The organism is Epibacterium sp. ABV4_022 (assembly GCF_056159345.1).
The window spans coordinates 1629028-1645588 of sequence record NZ_JBSWVA010000001.1 but is presented as its reverse complement, the minus strand read 5'-3'; the positions used below and the strand labels follow the sequence as shown (position 1 = coordinate 1645588).

15 protein-coding genes are annotated in these 16561 nt (G+C 62.8%); all 15 read left to right on the top strand.

The window, feature by feature from the left end:
- Window positions 1-9: 9 nt before the first annotated feature.
- The 15 genes from ACXAF5_RS07810 (at window position 10) to ACXAF5_RS07740 (ending at window position 16256) form a co-directional block, all read left to right on the top strand.
- Window positions 10-693, top strand: a complete 684-nt coding sequence (locus ACXAF5_RS07810; protein ID WP_474946167.1) for a sulfotransferase — start codon at window positions 10-12, stop codon at window positions 691-693.
- Window positions 693-3056 (top strand): glycosyltransferase family 2 protein, encoded by a 2364-nt coding sequence (locus tag ACXAF5_RS07805; protein ID WP_474946166.1) that lies wholly within the window; start codon window positions 693-695, stop codon window positions 3054-3056. The genes ACXAF5_RS07810 and ACXAF5_RS07805 overlap by 1 nt, the downstream gene beginning before the upstream one ends.
- Before the next feature lie 2 nt (window positions 3057-3058).
- Window positions 3059-4159 carry a glycosyltransferase family 2 protein gene (locus ACXAF5_RS07800; protein WP_474946165.1) on the top strand — a complete coding sequence of 367 codons (1101 nt, stop codon included), beginning with the start codon at window positions 3059-3061 and terminating at the stop codon, window positions 4157-4159.
- Between the two features lie 147 nt (window positions 4160-4306).
- A complete protein-coding gene (locus ACXAF5_RS07795) occupies window positions 4307-5290 on the top strand; it encodes a phosphoadenosine phosphosulfate reductase (protein ID WP_474946164.1) in 984 nt (327 codons plus the stop codon).
- A 55-nt stretch (window positions 5291-5345) separates the two neighbouring features.
- Window positions 5346-6386, top strand: a complete 1041-nt coding sequence (gene pyrC, locus ACXAF5_RS07790; RefSeq protein WP_474946163.1) for a dihydroorotase — start codon at window positions 5346-5348, stop codon at window positions 6384-6386.
- A 76-nt stretch (window positions 6387-6462) separates the two neighbouring features.
- The gene (locus ACXAF5_RS07785) at window positions 6463-7143 is read left to right on the top strand and encodes an orotate phosphoribosyltransferase (RefSeq protein WP_474946162.1); all 681 of its coding nucleotides are present in this window, start codon (window positions 6463-6465) and stop codon (window positions 7141-7143) included.
- Between the two features lie 252 nt (window positions 7144-7395).
- Complete coding sequence (locus ACXAF5_RS07780; RefSeq protein ID WP_239367630.1) at window positions 7396-8913, top strand: replicative DNA helicase; 1518 nt, start codon at window positions 7396-7398, stop codon at window positions 8911-8913.
- Window positions 8914-9108: 195 nt separating this feature from the next.
- Complete coding sequence (gene alr / locus ACXAF5_RS07775) at window positions 9109-10146, top strand: alanine racemase (RefSeq protein WP_474946161.1); 1038 nt, start codon at window positions 9109-9111, stop codon at window positions 10144-10146.
- Window positions 10143-10925, top strand: coding sequence for an MlaE family ABC transporter permease (locus ACXAF5_RS07770; protein ID WP_474946160.1), 783 nt, complete (start codon window positions 10143-10145; stop codon window positions 10923-10925). The genes alr and ACXAF5_RS07770 overlap by 4 nt, the downstream gene beginning before the upstream one ends.
- Before the next feature lie 8 nt (window positions 10926-10933).
- Complete coding sequence (locus ACXAF5_RS07765; protein ID WP_474947814.1) at window positions 10934-11680, top strand: ABC transporter ATP-binding protein; 747 nt, start codon at window positions 10934-10936, stop codon at window positions 11678-11680.
- A gap of 16 nt (window positions 11681-11696) precedes the next feature.
- Window positions 11697-12431, top strand: coding sequence for a hypothetical protein (locus ACXAF5_RS07760; protein WP_474946159.1), 735 nt, complete (start codon window positions 11697-11699; stop codon window positions 12429-12431).
- Window position 12432: 1 nt separating this feature from the next.
- Window positions 12433-12891: a paraquat-inducible protein A gene (locus ACXAF5_RS07755; RefSeq protein WP_474946158.1), complete on the top strand. Its 459-nt coding sequence runs from the start codon at window positions 12433-12435 to the stop codon at window positions 12889-12891.
- A 288-nt stretch (window positions 12892-13179) separates the two neighbouring features.
- Window positions 13180-14544: a DNA repair protein RadA gene (gene radA, locus ACXAF5_RS07750; protein ID WP_474946157.1), complete on the top strand. Its 1365-nt coding sequence runs from the start codon at window positions 13180-13182 to the stop codon at window positions 14542-14544.
- A gap of 43 nt (window positions 14545-14587) precedes the next feature.
- Window positions 14588-15142, top strand: coding sequence for a CvpA family protein (locus tag ACXAF5_RS07745; protein WP_239323390.1), 555 nt, complete (start codon window positions 14588-14590; stop codon window positions 15140-15142).
- Window positions 15143-15539: 397 nt separating this feature from the next.
- Window positions 15540-16256 (top strand): Hint domain-containing protein, encoded by a 717-nt coding sequence (locus ACXAF5_RS07740; protein ID WP_474946156.1) that lies wholly within the window; start codon window positions 15540-15542, stop codon window positions 16254-16256.
- Window positions 16257-16561: the final 305 nt, after the last annotated feature.

The following is a 16561-nucleotide window of genomic DNA, read 5'->3' as shown; positions in this document are numbered from 1 at the left end:
GCCGCACTGATGGGACTGGACGTCATCAACCTCGGGCTGCCGAAATCCGGGACCACCACGCTGAAACACGCGCTGATCCGCGCCGGTTACCGCGTGGCCGATCACCGTATCAAGGACCAGGAAGATCCCGCCGATCCAAGCGACCGGGTGTTTGTCGGCAACCTGATGTACGAGGGGCTCTATAAATACGGCGACCCGGCGGCGCTGCTGGCGGGCTATACCGCGCTGAGCGAGGTGAGCTTCATCTACGGCGGCAATTCGGTCTGGCCGCAATGCGACCATGCGATGCTGCTGGCGCTGCGCAAGCTGCACCCGAAACTGCGCTTTGTCGCCACCCGGCGGGCGACCGAGGAGATGGCGCGTTCGATCATGCGCTGGAACAACCTCGGCAAGCTGCGTTTGCCGCTGTCGACGGTGCCGGGGTTGCCGGTCGGATATGGGCACGACATGGACGAGCAGATGATCTGGATCGATGGCCATTACGAGGCGCTGGCCCATTGGTTCCGCGATGACCCCCTGTATCTGGAGGTCGATGTGGCCGCAGCGGACGCGCCGCAGCGGCTGGAGCGGTTCCTGGGGCGGCGCCTGCCCTGGTGGGGACAGTCCAACATCAACCCGGACGGGGAATGCCAGCCCCCGTCCGACGCGGCGCCGGACACAGCGCCGGACACAACGCAGGACAGGGCGGGCTGATGCGGATCTATCTACATATCGGGCTTCATGTGGCGGGCGCGACGCGCGTGCAGGCGGTGCTGGCGGAGAAACGGGCACAGCTGCTGGACAAGGGCGTGCTGGTGCCCCGCGCGGCGGGCGCCAAGAACCACACCCGCCTGTTCATGGCGGTCACCGATCCCGACCACGTGGACCCGCTGCGCTACAATCGCGGCTATATCGGCGCCGCCAAACAGGCCCAGCTCCGCGAAACGCTGCTGGAGGATCTGCGCCGCGATGTGGCCCAGCACAGCCCGCACACGCTGATCCTGAGCGCCCATCAGCTGGGCACGCAGCTGTCGCGCCGGAGCGAATTGGAGCGGCTGAAGGCGCTGCTAGCGCCGCTGTCGGAGGATATCCGCATCGTGGCGCATCTGGACGCACAGGCGCGGATGCTGGCGGAGGTCTTTGCCGCGCAGGTCCTCGAAGGGCGCGCCGCCGGGCTGGCCCGCGAGGTGGAGATGACGCGCGAGGACAGCTGGTGGCAGGCGGCCCTGGAGACCCTGCCGCCGGTGGATCCTCAGGCCGGCCAGTTCGAGGAAAGCCAGGGCGCGCCCTTCTGGCTCGATTATCTGGCGCTGCAAGAGTTCTGGGAAGAGGTCTTTGGCGTTGGCTCGGTGACCTTTCGCCCCTATGATCCGGCACGCTTCGGCAGCGCCGATGTAACCGAAGAAATCCGCGCCGCCTTTGGCATCGATGGCCAGATCGGGCGGGTCGCCGAACAGCAGCCCGACGCGCCGATCCCGGCGGCCTGGCTGACGCGGGGGCGCCAGTTCAACGCGCTTTTGTTGCGGCTTCTGGCGCAGGGCAACCACATCCTGCCGCGCAAGCTGTGGCGGCAGATGATCCAGGATCTCCAGGTTGACGGTGCGCCCATCGACCCGGCCCGGCTGGGGGCGGTGACGCGGTTCTTTGCCGCCGACAACGCCCGCATCTGTGCCCGGCATGCGGATCTGTCGCCGGCGCTGTTTGATGTGGAGATCTCCTCCGAGGACTGGGCGGAGGCGGACCCGCAGATGGGGTTTCGCGCCTCGCAATACCTGCTGGCCTTCCTGCACCGGATCGAGAAAGCCACCCGCGAGGAGCGCGCCGCACGCGAGGGGGACTTGCAGGCGCACCGGAGCGCCCGCGCGGCGCAGGAGGCCGAGGCGCCTGCCGCCCCGAGCGCCCGGGCCCAGCGGCTAATGCCACCGCTGGCGTTAAAAAATTTCGAGATGTTGCAGGGCTCCTCGTTCAAGCCGCACAACCGGATCGGCAGCCTCGACGAGACCACGCCGATGCCGTCCTACGCGGAAACGCCCGCGCGCGCGCTGCCCAAGGGTCGCAGCGGCAATGTGATCGTCGGCTGCATGAAGGATGAAGCCCCCTATATCCTGGAATGGGTGGCCTATCACCGCATGATCGGGGTGGATCATTTCCTGATCTACACCAATGGATGCAGCGATGGCACCGCCGAGCTGCTGGATCGCCTGCAGGAGCTTGGCCTCCTCCAGCATCGCAACAACGACAATTGGAAGGGCAACTCGCCGCAGCAATATGCGCTGAACCAGGCGCTGAAAGAGCCGGTGATCAAACAGGCCGACTGGGTGATCCATATCGACGTCGACGAGTTCATCAACGTGCGCTGCGGCAATGGCACGCTGGCGGATTTCTTTGACCATGTGCCGGAGGCCACCAATGTCGCGATGACCTGGCGGCTGTTTGGCCACAATGGCGTCACCGCGCTGGCCGACCGGCCGGTCATTGCCCAATTCGACCACTGCGCGCCGCAGTTCTGCCCCAAGCCGCATACGGTCTGGGGCTTCAAGACCATGTTCAAACCCATTGGCGCCTATCAGAAAATCTCCTGCCACCGGCCCAACAAGCTGGTGGAGGACAAACGCGCGCAGGTCACATGGGTCAATGGCTCCGGTCAGGACATGACGGCGGAGGTGGTCGACAACGGCTGGCGCAGCTCGAAGAAATCCATCGGCTATGACCTGTTGCAGCTGAACCACTATGCGCTGCGCTCGGCCGAGAGCTTTCTGGTCAAACGCCAGCGCGGCCGCGCGCTGCATGTGGACCGTTCGATCGGGCTCAACTACTGGATCCGCATGGACTGGAACGATCACCGCGACGTCACCATCCAGCGCAACCTGCCGCGCATGCAGGCGGAACTGGCACGGCTGATGCAGGACAAGGCCCTGCGCGATCTGCATGCGGCGGGGCTGGACTGGCATCGGGCCAAGGCGGCCGAGTTGCACCAGCGCGCGGAGTTCGAAGAGCTGTACCAACAGGCGCTGGAGATCGACCTCAGCGCGACCGAACGCGTGGCCTGGGCGCTTTCGCTGGATCTGGAGAGCTGAGAATGCGCACGCTGGCTGTTTTGACCGTTCGCAACGAAGCCGCATTCCTGCTGGAGTGGCTGGCCCATCACAAGGCGGTGGGTTTCACGGATATTCTTGTCTTTTCAAACGATTGCGATGACCCCACGAGCCAGATGCTGGACCGGCTGGATGCGCTGGGCCATCTGACGCATGAGGAAAACACCGGCCCCTTTGACAAAGGCGGCATCCAGTTCACCGCAATGAAACGCGCCGACAAGCATCCGCTGACCAAGGGCGCCGACTGGATTCTGGCGCTGGACATCGACGAATTTGTCAACATCCACGCCGGCAAGGGCCAGATCGCGGATCTGCTGGCGGCGCTGCCCGATGCGGATGCGATCACCCTGACCTGGCGACTGTTCGGCAATGCCGATCAGGTGCGCTATCAGGGCGAGCGTGTCACCGACCGTTTCACCCGGGCCGCCCCGACGGTGATGCACTGGCCGTGGCGGGCGTCGATGTTCAAGACCCTGTTTCGCAACTCCGGCACCTATCGCAAGATCGGCATCCACCGCCCCCGCAGCATCAAGGACGACGCCGCACTGGAGCAGTACCGCTGGTTCGATTGCGGCGGTCGCGAACTGATGGGGGATTTCAAGACCAAGCGGGTGTTTTCAAACTACGGTCAGGACAACTACCAGCTGGCGCAGCTGAACCATTATCCGCTGGGCGCGATGGAGAGCTATATCCTGAAGGCGGATCGCGGCCGCGCGGTGCACTCGGAAGACCTGCTGGACATCGACTATTGGGTGGAGCGCAATTTCAACACCGCCGAGGACAGCTCCATCGCCCGCTACCGCCCGGCCCGCGATGCCATCCTCGACATGCTGCTGGAGGATCGCAAGCTGCGCAAACTGCACGACAGCGCGGTGCAATGGCGCAAGGACCGGTTCATGGAGCTGATGCGCCAGGAACCCTATCGCGCCCTGTTCGGGCGGCTGATGATGACGCCGCCCTCGCGCCCCATCAGCGAGGTCACCGGGCGCACCCTGGCCGGCTTTGCCACCCTGGGTCGGCGCGGCACACCGGTGACGCCGGTCGAGCGCAAGCCAAAGCCCGATGCCCCCTCCGGTCAGGATTGACACGGCCGCCCCCTGCCCCACCTGTCACAGCAGCGCAGCGTGGCGGCGATCGTCGACAATTGGGCCAAGGTTTTTCTAAATTTAGCCTCAATCTGCGCCTAGGTCTGGATCTGAACAACACCGAATAACGGGTGGCAGGTGGCGCGCATGCAGGACGACACAGATATTCTGGAGCAGGACCTTTCCGGGTTGAAGCCCGCCGAATGGCAGCAGCGGCTGGCGGATATGGCCGAGGAAAACGGCATGTATCAGCCGCTGGGCCCGCGCCATTTCGCCACCTTCATCGATCAGGGCAACACGCTGCTGGTGACCTTCGAAAGCCGCCAGGGAATCGAGAGCTTTTCCGAGACCGCGCAGCCGCTGGGGTTTGACCTGGTGAAAAACCTGGGCTGGTCCCACCTTTGCCTAATTTCCGACGGCGACACCTGGTTCCGCGAAAACCGTATCTACGGGTTCTTCGACCAGTTGATCGACGACGGGTTCTTTGAGGAATTCGACAATGTCGTGTTCTATGGCGCCGGCCCCTGCGGCTATGCGGCGGCGGCCTATTCGGTGGCGGCCCCGGGCGCAACCGTGGTGGCAATCCAGCCGCAGGCGACGCTCGATCCGCGCATGACCGAATGGGACGACCGCTTTGTCGAGATGCGCCGCACCTCCTTTACCGACCGCTACGGCTATGCGCCGGACATGCTGGACGCGGCCGCGCGGGCCTTTGTGCTTTATGATCCCTATCAATCGCTGGATGCGATGCATGCGGCGCTGTTTGCCCGGCCCAATGTGACCCGCTTGCGGATGCCCTGCATGGGAGAGGCGATCCAGACACGCCTGATCGAAATGGAGATCCTCTATCGGATCATGTCGCTGGCCGGCAGCGGGCGGCTGTCCGCCCCGGCGTTCCACCGCCTGGCACGGGCGCGGCGGGACAACAATGTCTACCTGCGCAACCTGTTGAACCGGCTGGACTATCTGGAGCGCCCCTATCTGACCATGCTGCTGTGCCGCAACGTGAACGACCGCCGCCGGATGCCACGGTTCCGCCGCCGCCTGCGGGCGCTGGAGGACCAGGCGGAACAGGGCGCTTTCCGCGCGCCCCCGCCCGGCCCCCCGCCCGGTCCGCAGACGCGGGGGTAACACCGGCGTTCGGAGCGCCTTCCCAAGTTCATGGGGCTGTGCTAACGCCTGCGCCATGACCCAGAGCCTGACGATCACCCGCCCCGACGACTGGCATCTGCATCTGCGCGACGGCGACATGCTGCGCGCGGTGCTGCCGGAGACCGCCCGCCATTTTGGCCGTGCCATCATCATGCCAAACCTGGTGCCGCCGGTGGTGACCGGCGAACAGGCAGGCGCTTACCGCGACCGCATCCTGTCCGCCCTGCCCGGCGACATGACGTTCGAGCCGCTGATGACGCTCTACCTCACCGAGGACACCGACCCGGAGGATGTGGCCGCCGCCCATGCGTCGGGCCTGGTGAAAGCGGTCAAACTCTACCCAGCCGGGGCGACCACAAACTCCGCTTCAGGCGTGCGCGATTTCGACAAGGTGCGCCCGGTGCTAGAGAAGATGGCCGAGATTGGCCTGCCGCTCTGCACCCATGGCGAGGTCACCGATCCCGACATCGACATCTTTGACCGCGAGGCGGTGTTTATCGACCGGGTTCTGGATCCGATCCGTCAGGCGACGCCGAGCCTGCGTGTGGTGATGGAACATATCACCACCAAGGACGCTGCCGACTACGTGCGGTCGCAGGACACGGATCTGGGCGCGACCATCACCACGCATCACCTGATCATCAACCGCAACCACATCCTCGTCGGTGGCATCAAGCCGCATTACTACTGCCTGCCGGTTGCCAAGCGCGAAGAACACCGGATCGCCCTGCGCGCGGCCGCCACCTCGGGCGATCATCGGTTCTTCCTTGGCACCGACTCGGCCCCGCATACGGATGCCAACAAGCTGCAAGCCTGCGGCTGTGCCGGCTGTTTCACCGCCACCAACACCATGGCGCTGCTGGCCCATGTGTTCGAAGAAGACGGCGCGCTGGACCAGCTCGAAGGCTTTGCCTCCAAGAACGGTCCCGCCTTCTACCGTCTGCCGGAAAACCCCGGCCAGATCACGCTGGTGAAACAGGACGCCCCCGTCGCGTTCCCGGAACAGATCGACACGCCGGACGGCCCGGTCACCGTTTTTGACCCCGGTTTCCCGGTGCATTGGACGGTCGCCTGACTTCATCTTCTCGCCAAAAATCCCCGCCGGAGGCTCCCGCCCGCGCCTCTGGCACTCTGCTCTCGAAGGATACGCCATGATCCCCTCCTCCTACCCTTCACCCGAAGAAATCGCCCGCCTCTCCGCCCGGATGCTGTTGGAAATCGGCGCGGTGAACTTCAACACCGATGAGCCTTATACGCTGGCCTCCGGCCTGCCCTCGCCAAGCTACATCGACTGCCGCAAGCTGATCTCCTTCCCGCGCATCCGCTCCACCCTGATGGATTTCATGGCCGTCACCGTGATGCGGGATGCAGGATTTGAGGCTTTTGACAATATCGCCGGCGGCGAAACCGCGGGCATCCCCTTTGCCGCCTTGGTGGCCGAACGCCTCGCCCTGCCGATGACCTATGTGCGCAAAAAGCCCAAAGGCTACGGTCGCAACGCCCGTATCGAGGGCGCAATGTCCGAAGGCGAGCGGGTTCTTCTGGTCGAGGACCTGACCACCGATGGCGGCTCCAAGCTCTCCTTTGTGGATGCGATCCGCGACACCGGCGCCTCCTGCGGCCATACGGCAGTGATCTTCTACTATGACATCTTCCCCGAAACCACCAAGACGCTGGGCGATCACGGCGTCGCGCTGCACTACTTGTGCACTTGGTGGGACGTGCTGAAAGAGGCCCGCGCCCAGGGGGCCTTCAGCACCGAAACCCTTGACGAGGTAGAGAAATTCCTGCGCGATCCGCGCGCCTGGCAAGAGGCCAACAAGACAGGCTGAGGAAAACTTTCCCACCAGAGCCCCTGCATACTGTGGACAAGGCCGCACCGAATCGGGGCGGCCTTTCCCATATCCTGTGGCCGAAGCAGGGGTGACACACCAGATACAGAAGCTGCGGCAGACCCTCATGGTTTTTCGAAAAATTGCCCACACCCGTCTCTGCGGTTATCCTCAAACCATCCACAGGGATTTCCAGATGGAAATCCGGCCCGGTTCCGGCGTAGAACACGAGCCTATTAATAGAGAGCAGACATGAACGAGATCACCTCTTTCAACGGCGATCCACAGCCGCCCGCGTCCCCGGACGCCAGCGGTACGGCAGATGACGCACAGGCATCGGAATTGCCCCACTCCGTCGAGGCGGAACAGCAACTGCTGGGGGCAATTCTCACCAACAACGACGTCTACGACAAAGTCGCCTCGATCATAAACTCCTCGCATTTCTATGATCCCGTGCACGCCCGGATCTACGAGGTGGCCGCTGCCCGCATCTCGAAAAATGCGCTGGCCTCGCCGGTCACGCTCAAGGCCTTCATGGAGGACGATCAGGGCCTGCGCGAACTGGGTGGCCCCGCCTATCTGGCCAAGCTGGCCTCTGCGTCGATCTCCGCCTTTGCGGTGCGCGACTATGCGCAGATGATCTATGATCTGGCGATCCGGCGCGAGTTGATCGCCCTTGGTCAGACCATCGCCGAAAAGGCCCGCCGCGTCGATGTCGCCTCCGAACCCAAGGAACAGATCGTCGAGGCGGAACAGTCGCTCTATCAACTGGCCGAACAGGGCCAGACCGAACAGGGGTTCAAATCCTTCCTGCGCGCGGTGACCGAGGCGGTCAATGTCACCAATGAGGCCTACCAGCGCGGCGGCGGCATGGCCGGGATTTCCACCGGGCTGGACGATCTCGACAAACAACTCGGCGGTTTGCACCCGTCGGACCTGTTGATCCTCGCGGGACGTCCCTCGATGGGGAAAACCTCGCTCGCGACCAACATCGCCTTCAACGTGGCCAAGGCCTACAAGCGCGGCATCAAACAGGACGGCAGCGAAGGCGCGGTGGACGGCGGCGTCGTCGGCTTCTTCTCGCTTGAGATGTCGGCCGAACAGCTGGCGGGTCGTATCCTGGCCGAAGCCTCCGAGATTTCCTCGCACAAGATCCGTCAGGGCGACATGACCGAAGAGGAATTCCGCCGCTTCGTGCAGGCCGCCAAGGATCTGGAGAGCTGCCCGCTCTTTATCGACGACACGCCCGCGATCCCGATCTCGCAGCTTGCGGCACGCGCGCGACGTCTCAAACGGACCCACGGGCTCGATCTTCTGGTGATCGACTACCTGCAGCTCTGCCGCGGCATGTCCGACAACCGGGTGAACGAGATCGCCGAGATTTCCATGGGCATGAAAGCCATCGCCAAGGAATTGAACATCCCCGTGGTCGCCCTGTCGCAGCTGTCCCGTCAGGTGGAAAGCCGCGAGGACAAACGCCCTCAGCTGTCGGACCTCAGGGAATCGGGCTCGATCGAACAGGACGCCGATGTGGTGATGTTCGTGTTCCGTGAAGAATACTACAAGGAACGCGAAAAACCCGGCGATCACGAGCTTGACAAGATGGAAGAGTGGAAACAGGCGATGGAGCGTCTGCACGCCAAAGCCGAGGTCATCGTCGGCAAACAGCGTCACGGCCCCATCGGTACGGTGGAACTGGCGTTTGAGGCGCAATTCACCCGCTTTGGCAACCTTGCCAAATCCTGGCAACAGCAGCCCGACGGCTATTGAGCGCAAAACCGCGCCGGGGCCACTGACCTTCTTCATCAAGCCCCTTCATCTTTTCAAAAAATATCTCGGGGGAGGCCCATCGGGCCGGGGGCAGCGCCCCCTCCCCGCCCGCAAACACAGCGCAACAGCCTGCCCAAAGCCACACCGCTGCGGTTTCCCCCTTGACCCCGGTGGCCTCCATGTCATGAACGACGCATGAGTACGGCACGTTTGAAAATCAACCTGGATGCGCTGGCGATCAACTGGCGCAATCTGGATGCCAAGACCAACTGCGAGACCGCAGCCGTGGTCAAGGCCAATGGCTACGGTCTGGAGGCTGGCCGCGTCGGCAAGGCGCTGGCCCAGGCAGGCGCACGCAACTTCTTTGTCGCCATCGCCGAAGAGGGCATCGCGCTCCGGCGTGCGCTGGGACCGGGACCCGGGATTTCGGTCTTTTCCGGTCATATGGAGGGCGACGCAAAACTGTTGCGCGACTTCCAGTTGACGCCGATGCTCAACTCGCTCGACCAGATGCTGCGCCATTTCGAGAGCCTGCCGGGACATCCCTTTGGCGTGCAGCTCGACAGCGGCATGAACCGGCTCGGGATGGAGGCCGCCGAATGGATGGCGGTGCGCGACATTGCACTGGATCAGAACCCGGTCCTTTTGATGTCGCATCTGGCCTGTTCGGACGAACCCGGACACGGCATGAACCCCTATCAGCTCAAGAACTTCATCGAGATGACCGAGGGGCTGAACCTGCCCCGCTCGCTCGCCGCCACCGGCGGTCTGCTCCTGGGGCGCGACTATCACTTTGATCTCTGCCGTCCGGGCATCGGTCTTTATGGCGGTGCGCCCTACAGCGACGCGCTGCCGGTGGTCGAACTGGAGGTGCCGGTGATCCAGACCCGCGACCTCGCGCCCGGCGAAAGCGTGGGCTACGGTAACACCTGGATCGCACAGCGCGACACCCGCATTGCCACCATTGCCGCAGGCTACGCCGACGGTCTGCACCGCGCCTTTCAGCGGCAGGGCATCATGGCCTATGCGGGTTCCACCCCCTGTCCCGTGGTGGGGCGGATCTCGATGGATCTGGTCACCGTTGACGTCACCGATCTGGACGAGGTCCCCCCCTATCTGAGCTTGATGAACGAGGCGCAGACGGTGGATGTGCTGGCCAATGCCGCCGACACCATCGGCTATGAGGTTCTGACCGCGCTCGGCAACCGCTATGCGAGGACCTATAGCGCATGAGCCCCATCTCCGCCCTTGGGATGATCGGCCGCACCTCGCTGGGCCGCCTCGCGGCCCTCGGGCGGATCACCCGCTTTGCCGCCTCGACCTTCAGCCACATGCTGCGCCCGCCGTTCTATCCACGCGAGCTGGCCAATGCGCTGCTGCAGGTCGGCTGGCTCAGCCTGCCTGTCGTTGCCCTGACTGCGATTTTCACCGGCGGCGCGCTGGCGCTGCAGATCTACGCCGGCGGCGCGCGGTTCAATGCCGAGGCCGTGGTGCCGCAGATCGTCGCCATTGGCATGGTGCGCGAGTTGGGCCCGGTCCTTGTAGGCCTGATGATTGCGGCGCGGGTAACGTCCTCCATTGCCGCCGAAATCGCCACCATGAAAGTCACCGAGCAGATCGACGCGCTGGTCACCCTCTCCACCAACCCGATGAAATACCTCGTCGCGCCGCGTGTGCTGGCGGCCCTGATCACCGTGCCTGTGCTGGTTGGCGTCGGCGACATCATCGGCATCATGGGCGGCTATGTAGTCGCCACCGAGACCTTGGATTTCAACGCCGCTGCCTATCTGAAAAACACCGTCGATTTCCTTGAGCTGCGCGATATCGTCTCCAGCCTGGTCAAGGGCGCGGCCTTTGGCACCATCTCCGCCCTCATGGGCTGCTACTACGGCATGCAGTCGGGCCGCGGCGCGCAGGGCGTGGGCCGCGCCACCAAAGGCTCGGTCGAGGCCGCCGCCGTGCTGATCCTCGCCGCCAACTTTGTGCTGACCGGGGTGTTTTTCTCGCTATGACCCATCCGATGATTGAAATGCGCCAGGTCGCCAAGGCCTTCGGCTCCAACGAAGTTCTGCGCGGTGTCGATCTGGAGGTCGCCAAGGGCTCCTCTCTGATCATCATCGGCGGCTCCGGCACCGGCAAGTCGGTGGCGCTGAAATGTGTGCTTGGCCTGATTGAACCCGACACCGGCGAAATCCGCGTGGATGGCAAACCCGTCGGCCAGGGCGACCGCGATGCCTTCCTTGCCCGCTTTGGCATGTTGTTTCAGGGTGCGGCACTGTTTGACAGCCTGCCGGTCTGGCAGAATGTGGCCTTTCGCCTGTTGCGTGGCAGCCTTGCTCGCCCCCGTGATGAGGCCCGCGAGATCGCCATCGAGAAACTCCGCCGTGTGGGTCTGAAGGCCGATGTCGCCGACCGCCTGCCCGCAGAGCTGTCCGGCGGTATGCAAAAACGCGTGGGCCTTGCCCGCGCCATTGCCGCCGACCCGGAGATCATCTTTTTCGACGAGCCCACCACCGGGCTGGATCCGATCATGTCCGGCGTCATCAACGACCTCATCCGCGAGATCGTGGTGGAGATGGGCGCCACCGCCATGACCATCACCCACGACATGACCTCAGTGCGTGCCATTGCCGACAATGTTGCCATGCTCCACGGCGGCAAGATCCGCTGGACGGGTCCTGTGGCCGACATGGACCAGTCGGGCGACCCCTACGTGGAGCAATTCATCTCAGGCAGCGCGGAGGGCCCGATCGAGGCGGTACGGTGAGCAAATAGGTATTTGAATGGATGATTTGAAAGATTTAATTAGTCTGATTAACGCTGTTCAGAGCGTTCGAAGTGAAATTTCGCAGGCGAAACAACTTCGGTCCGAGAACCGAAATACGACATCGCTAGCATCACGCTTCAAACCATTGGTTAGCGCATATGCCAAAGCCAAAGTGGCCTTGGAAACTATCGGCATGCAGGTACCTAGTGTAGAGATTTCAGGAAAGCATCGCGTTGAGATCGTTATGGAATTAATAGAATTTGAAGACCTCTTTTCTGAGGTTTTCAAAGATCTATCGCGCCGCCGAAGTATCTTGGAGACAGAAGCTGAATTTTCAGAGATCGTAGCGGCAACACTCCCATCTCCCGAGGCAGTGTCGGCGTACCCAGACATACTTGTACTAAATCAATCTCAAAAGCACCACATTCAGGAAAAGTTGAATGAACTTCGTTTAGCTATTGAAAGTGGACAATGGGACAGTGAGGAACACCTTGAGCGTGTACTACGCAGTTTAAACGTACTTCAGACTGAACTGGATGCGAAGGTCGGAAGCTACACAAGAAAACTGGGGCAACTTGTCGAACTCGGTGATGCGATCGGAGAATTCGGAAAACGCATAAAGCCTGCTACAGATCGCGTGAAAGACATCATGGACTCTCTACGCGTTTTCAAGCGAGAGAATGCGCAAATCGAAAAACAACCGGACCCTCTTCGTATTGAAGACAAGAGTGACGAGATCGAGTTGGAATAAGGTGCCCCTCCTCCGCCTCGCCAACCTCTCCCTGCTGATCCTCTACCCCGTCGCGTGGTTTGCGCCCCTGTTGCGGGCGGGCCTGCTGCCGATCTTCGGCCTGTCGGAAATCTCCGTCCTCACCGGCCTTCAGAGCCTCTGGGACAGTGACATCGTGCTGGCGCTGGTGGTCACCGCATTTGCGCTCTTCGCCCCCTACCTCAAGACCATCGGCCTCGCCCTGGTGCAGTTCCGCCTGCTGGATGCGCGCAGCCTGCCCGTACTCAACATCCTCGGCAAACTTGCGATGGCCGATGTCTTCCTGATTGCGCTCTACATCACCCTGGCAAAGGGCATCAGCTACGCCACGATCGAGGTGGCCTGGGGGATGTATCTCTTCACCGCCTGCATCCTGGCCTCCATCCTTCTGTCGATCCTGACGGACCGTCAGATCAAACGTGAGTTGGCGGCGGGTCAATGACGGCCCAGCGGGCCGCCGCGCTCCGCGCGGTCGCAGATCATTGAGGCGCAGGCGACTCGCATTCAGGCTGGACAGGGCGTGTTCAGGGCAGACCTGCCCCTGAACCGCTTCTCAGCAGCCCCCTTAGCGCCGCGCAGCGGCGCGCGGCCCAACAGGAGGAGATCATCTGTGATGATCGTGCGACTGGCGGGAGCGCCCCCGTGCGGATCGCAAACGCTCAGGCGTCGAATGGCACAAGGCCCCAGCGCCCCCCTTGAACAAACCGGAAACATCTGCCACTGATCGCCCATGGCAAAGACAACATTCTCCTGCTCCGCCTGTGGGGCCTCCTATTCCAAATGGTCCGGTCGCTGCGAAGGCTGCGGCGAATGGAACACCATTTCCGAGGACAAGGGCCTCACCTCCGCCGGTCCGGCCAAGAAATCACTGGGCGCCATGCGGGGCAAGCGGGTGCCGCTCACCGATCTGGCGACGCAGGAAACTCCACCGCCACGTACCCTCTGCGGTGTCGCCGAACTCGACCGCGTGCTTGGGGGCGGTTTGGTGGAGGCGTCGGCGATCCTAGTGGGGGGCGATCCCGGTATCGGCAAATCGACGCTCTTGTTGCAGGCCGCGGCGCAGTTCGCCCATGCGGGGCTGAAGACCGTCTATGTCTCCGGCGAGGAAGCCTCTGCCCAGGTGCGGATGCGGGCGCAGCGGCTGGGGCTGGAGCAGGCGCCGGTCAAGCTCGCAGCAGAAACCAATCTGCGCGATATCCTGACCACGCTGGAGGCGGAAAAGCCGCAACTGGCGATCATCGATTCCATCCAGACCATGTGGGCCGACAACGTCGACAGCGCACCGGGATCGGTCAGCCAGGTGCGCGCCGCCGCGCATGAGCTGACCACATTCGCCAAAACCAACGGCATCAGCATCATCATGGTGGGCCATGTCACCAAGGAAGGCCAGATAGCAGGCCCTCGCGTGGTGGAGCATATGGTCGACACGGTGCTCTATTTCGAGGGCGAGCGCGGCCATCAGTTCCGCATCCTGCGCGCGGTCAAGAACCGCTTTGGCCCCGCCGACGAGATTGGCGTGTTTGAGATGACCGGTGGCGGGCTGGCACAGGTCCTCAACCCCTCGGCATTGTTTCTGTCGGAACGCGGTCAGCCCTCGCCCGGGTCGGTGGTCTTTGCCGGCATCGAAGGCACCCGCCCGGTGCTGGTGGAGATGCAGGCGCTGGTCGCGCCCTCGCCCCATTCGCAGCCGCGCCGCGCGGTGGTGGGCTGGGACAGCTCGCGCCTTGCGATGATCCTCGCGGTGCTGGAGGCGCGCTGCGGCATCCCCTTTGCCGGGCTTGATGTCTATCTCAACGTCGCGGGTGGTATGAAAATCTCCGAACCTGCCGCCGACCTGGCGGTGGCCGCGGCGCTGCTCAGCGCCCGCGAGGACACGGCACTTCCGGCGGATACGGCAATATTTGGCGAAATATCCCTGTCCGGGGCGCTCAGACCGGCGCCACAGACGGAAAACCGGTTGAAAGAAGCGCAAAAACTTGGTTTCACGTCAGCGATCGCTCCGAGCGGTGGCAAATCTGTCTCTGTCCCCGGCCTGACCCTGCGCCCGGCCGCCGACCTCACAGGATTTGTTGGCGAATATTTCGGAGCAGGCTAAAAGGCCACTCAAGAGATATTTCGCGGGCAAACAGGCGAGGGACATGGAAGGTTTCACCATAATCGACGGCGCAGTGGCGCTGGTTATCGTAGTGTCGGCGCTACTCGCCTATGCACGCGGCTTCGTACGCGAAGTCATGGCCATCATCGGCTGGGTCGCCGCCGGTATCCTGGCCTATATGTTCGCGCCACAGGCGGAACCGCTGATGGCGGAAATCCCGGTGGTCGGCGAATTCATCGCCGACAGCTGCGAATTGTCGCTGATCGCGGCCTTCTTTGCAGTTTTTGCGATCGCGCTGATCGTCGTCTCCTTCTTCACGCCTCTGCTGGCCGGGCTGGTGCAACGGTCGGCGCTTGGCGGTCTGGATCAGGGCGCGGGGTTCTTCTTTGGCGTGCTGCGCGGCATCCTGCTCGTGGTGATCGGGTTCTTCGTTTACAACGTGGTGATGACCGGGCAGAGCTTTACCATGGTCGACGAAAGCCGCTCGGCGGCGGTGTTCAACCGGGTGATCGGCAAGGTCGAGGAACAGAACCCCGAACAGGCACTGGGCTGGGTGACGCAGAAATACGAAGATCTGATCTCCTCCTGCGAGGGCTGATCTCCTTCTCACAGTTACCGTATGATTGGGCGCTCCTGCGGAGCGCCCTTTTACATTTTTGAAAACGGTCAGAGGCAGTGGCGACTATACACAGAGTTATCCCCACCGCTGCCGTAACGTTAACCCCAAGAGGCCTGGCATTAACGTTTTGTTAAGAATGAAGAATCGATTCTTAACTCCGTAAAGTTTTCGCAAACGCGCTGCCGATTACCTTAACAAACCCTTAATTACCCCCAGATCAGGCGTTAACCTTTGGGTTTGACTGTGATTTTCCTGCATGAAAGCGGCTCTGGTACCGAAACCGACGCAAGCCTGCCCCATTCTTGTCCCAATTCAGAGGCCAATTGAGATCAACGAAGGCAAAAAGCCTCGACGCTCTCAGAAGGGACATTTGGACATGCTGCTGGATCACACCACCGCGTTTACAGACTATCAGCCGGTTGACCTGCTTCTGGACCTGCGCTCGCAGGAGGCCGAAGATCAGACAAACACCCGTCTGCGTCCGCAACATGGCGGCGTGCTCCCCGGCACCCTGATCGAGACCGAATTCGGCTTCAAGCAAGCCCGCGCCCTGCGCCCCGGCGACATGGTTCAGACCTTTGACGGCGGCCTGCGCGAAGTGGTCAATATCCGACACTCGGTTCCGCGTCTGACGGCCATGGTGCATGTGCCCGCCGGCGCTCTTGGCAATGACGCCGACCTCGACCTGCCCTCCGATGCCATTGTCGCCATCGAGGGCGATCTGGCACTGGATCTCTTTGACCTGCCGGTGGTCACGGTCAAGCTGGTGGCGCTGATCGGCCATAACGGCATCAGCACCGCCCTGCCCCAGCGTCTGGCGCGTACTCATGTCGATTGCGAAGAAGAAGAGCTGCTCTGGACCGAAGGCGGCATGGTGATGAATGCCGGTGCAGTCGAGGACGAAAGCTACTACAGCGTGCTGTCCCTCGCCGAGACCCGCCTGATCGTCAACGCCGGGCGCATGGAGCCGGAACAGGACCACACTGCCGTAGAGGATGCAGACGAGGACGCCGAGGATGCGCGTTTCTTTGGTGGCGACATGGCGCCGACCTTCGATCCGATCGACCTGCTCTTTGGCCGCTACGCCGCCTGATCGCGCACCGTTTTCCGGCCCGTGATGGGCCTGGACCCCGTTCCGCCTACCTGCGGAACAGGCGCAGCCCGCGCCAGACCCGAATTCCCGCCCCGATCTGTCTGTTGAATGTGATCCTTTGGTGACATTGTCTGCCAGACCGCCTATGTGAGAGCCGTCACTGTTCGACAGGATTCGGAGCCAAAGCCCCTGTGTTGACCCAGTCCCCAGCTGACCTGCGCCGCCCGTCGTGCGCGGCAGGATCTGCCCCTCTGGCCCGCCACAGCCGCAGTGCAGCCAAGGCATGCCGCCCGCTGCACCGCCTG